Below are 3058 nucleotides of genomic sequence, written 5' to 3' on the forward strand. Positions count from 1 at the left end.
TATCAATAGCGATTGATAAGAGTATCTTTTTTTAATGTTATTTTTTCATACCATAAATATAATCAGCCCATATACGTGCCGCAGTTTCGACCATCTTTGCACACGGACGCTTGGCATAATATGCGCTGGTACGGGCTTCAGGAGTAGAAACTATAGGTTCTTTTTTGGATAATCCCAAAAGATCTGCACATCGCAAAGAACCATTTTCTTCCCTGAACTTTGCAGCAAGCTCCTGAACCAGGGCGTATGTGGCAGCCTTACCTTCACGGTCGGAACCTTCTGTAGCTCCTTTTTCAAGACCTGCCAGCATGAACAGTCCGCAGGCAGCTCCACAAGTTTCACGCATACGGCCTATACCACCACCAAAGGCCGATGACATCTTAAGTGCCTGTTCTGTAGTAAATCCGTACATATCGGCAAAGGCAGCCACTACAGACTGTGAACAGTTATATCCTTCCTTAAAAAGCGAAACGGCTTTTTCTATTCTTTCTTCTTTAGTCATATTCCTATCTGGCTACATTATTAATTACATTTCCTTCAATAAAACTCTTAAGATTTTTCACAGCCTGGTCCATGAGTCTTACTCGTGCCTCGTATGTTGCCCAGGCTATATGCGGAGTGATGAAACAATTCTCCAATCCCAACAAAGGATTGTCTTCACGCGGAGGTTCGTTCACCATCACATCAAGACCCGCAGCCTTTATACGGTGTAACTTCAGTGCCTCAGCCAGATCATTCTCATTTACCAGTCCGCCACGACCTGTGTTTATAAGTATGGCCGTTTCCTTCATCAATGACAGATTATGCGCGTTCACTATCTCCGCAGTTTTATCATTCAGCGGACAATGAAGGCTTATTATATCGGAGGTACTGAAAATTTCGTCCATCGAACATGCTTTAGTCATACCTTCAGGCAATGCAGACTGAGATTTACTGGTATATACCAGAACTTCCATTCCGAAAGCCTTGGCAATACGCGCCGTAGCAGAACCTGTATTTCCGAATCCGACAATACCTATTCTCTTTCCATAAAGTTCCATAAGAGGACTGTTGGTGTATGAGAAATCCGCCTGTCTGCTCCATACTCCGGCATGTGCTTCCTGAGCATAGCTTCCTACACTGTGAGTGATATTAAGAATGTGCGCAAATACCATCTGAGCCACAGATTCTGTACTGTAGGCAGGTATATTAGTCACCACTATGCCAAGGTCCTTTGCAACAGCAATATCCACTACATTATATCCGGTAGCAAGAACTCCCACATATTTCAGTTTTGGCATATTTCTTAATGATGAAGCATTAATAACTGTCTTGTTTGTCAGTACTGCTTCAGCATCGGCTGCACGCTCCAACAATTGCTCAGGCGATGTTCTGTCATATACTTTCAGAGTTCCCAATTTCTCCAGTTCACTCCATGATAAATCTCCGGGATTCATGGTAAATCCATCCAATACTACTATATTCATATCACTTATAGTATAATAAAAATTTATTACATATTATTCTTTAAAACGATTTCCCCACAGCTGTATCATCCTATCGCTGAGTTTGGATTCCGACGGGTTATTCTGCGGATGCCATATTCTGGTATCCTTCAGTTCGTCCGGCATGAACTGCTGTTCCACGAAGTTTCCCTTATAAGCATGGGCATACTTGTAGTCTTTTCCATAGCCAAGCTGTTTCATAAGCTTGGTCGGTGCATTTCTCAAGTGCAACGGGACCGGAAGATTTCCGGTCTGACGGACCAGTTCTATGGCTGAGTTAATACCCTCGTATGCAGAATTGCTTTTCGGACTTGTAGCAAGATAAACCGTAGCTTCGGCAAGAGGAATTCTTCCTTCAGGCCAGCCAATCTTCATCACCGCATCGAATGCAGCATTAGCCAGAAGCAAGGCATTTGGATTAGCCAGACCGATATCTTCGGAAGCCGATATTACCAGTCGTCTGGCTATAAATGCAGGATCTTCCCCTCCTTCCACCATACGCGCAAGCCAATAAAGGGCACCGTCAGGATCACTTCCGCGTATAGACTTAATGAATGCAGATATTATGTCGTAATGCATCTCTCCTTCCTTGTCGTATGCCAGAGGATTCTGCTGAAGACGTTCCACCACCTTCTCGTCGGTTATCTCTACAGGTGTATCGCTATCGGCCTCCACAACCAACTCAAGGATATTAAGCAGTTTTCGGGCATCACCGCCAGAATATCTAAGCATAGCATCGGTTTCCTTAAATACCACGTTTCTCTCTTTCAGAATACTGTCACGCTCTATAGCTTTGTGAAGAAGTTCCAGCAAATCCTCCTTTTCCAAAGATTTCAGTACATAAAGCTGACATCGCGAAAGTAACGGACGTATAACCTCGAAAGACGGATTTTCAGTGGTAGCACCAATCAGTGTAACAACCCCCTTTTCTACCGCACCGAGTAACGAATCCTGTTGTGACTTGCTGAAACGATGGATTTCATCTATGAAAAGTATAGGACTCTGCTGAGAGAAAAAACGGTTTGAACTTGCCCTTTCTATAACATCACGAACATCCTTCACTCCAGACGTAACAGCACTGAGCGTATAGAACGGAACTTCCAGCCTATTGGCTATTATCTGCGCCAGAGTGGTTTTTCCAACTCCCGGAGGCCCCCATAATATAAAGGAAGATATGCGTCCGGAATCTATCATCTTCCGAAGGACAGCTCCCTGACCAACAAGATGCTTCTGACCAATATAATCATCCAAAGTCCTTGGACGCAATCGTTCTGCTAATGGTTGAGACATATTACTATAATTTTATCAATATTTTGCTACAAAAGTACACAATTAGTATGAAATCTGACAGGTAATAACATAAAAAAAGGCCCTTTTCACAAAGAGCCTTTTTCAAGTTTTCAATAGGTATTAGTTTTTTTTTCTTAAGGTAAAAAGATTGTTTTCAGGATAACGTCACAAAGATGGGGCGTTTTTTTGGATTGACCAAATAAAAAAAGATGTCATAAAACATATTTTGCAATTTTGCTGCATATTCAATACAATTCCAAGGCATTCCACCCACATTTTTGTTC

General features: G+C 42.5%; 3 protein-coding genes. All 3 read right to left on the minus strand.

Annotation, left to right across the window (positions count from 1 at the left end):
* Positions 1–37: 37 nt before the first annotated feature.
* From I6E24_RS15675 to I6E24_RS15685, 3 genes are read right to left on the minus strand one after another with little or no spacing between them, the layout of a single operon-like run.
* Positions 38–502, minus strand: a complete 465-nt coding sequence (locus tag I6E24_RS15675; protein ID WP_235329573.1) for a C-GCAxxG-C-C family protein — start codon at positions 500–502, stop codon at positions 38–40.
* 4 nt (positions 503–506) lie between these two features.
* Entirely contained in the window at positions 507–1466 is a 960-nt protein-coding gene (locus tag I6E24_RS15680; RefSeq protein WP_235329575.1) for a D-2-hydroxyacid dehydrogenase, read from the minus strand.
* A gap of 33 nt (positions 1467–1499) precedes the next feature.
* Positions 1500–2774: a replication-associated recombination protein A gene (locus I6E24_RS15685; RefSeq protein ID WP_235329577.1), complete on the minus strand. Its 1275-nt coding sequence runs from the start codon at positions 2772–2774 to the stop codon at positions 1500–1502.
* Positions 2775–3058: the final 284 nt, after the last annotated feature.

This window comes from Bacteroides caecigallinarum, assembly GCF_021530995.1.
Lineage (GTDB): Bacteria > Bacteroidota > Bacteroidia > Bacteroidales > Bacteroidaceae > Phocaeicola > Phocaeicola faecigallinarum.

Coding starts and splice junctions, on each gene's coding strand:
- I6E24_RS15685 (WP_235329577.1), bottom strand. CDS start 2,774: ATGTCTCAACCATTAGCAGAACGATTGCGTCCAAGGACTTTGGATGAT.
- I6E24_RS15680 (WP_235329575.1), bottom strand. CDS start 1,466: ATGAATATAGTAGTATTGGATGGATTTACCATGAATCCCGGAGATTTA.
- I6E24_RS15675 (WP_235329573.1), bottom strand. CDS start 502: ATGACTAAAGAAGAAAGAATAGAAAAAGCCGTTTCGCTTTTTAAGGAA.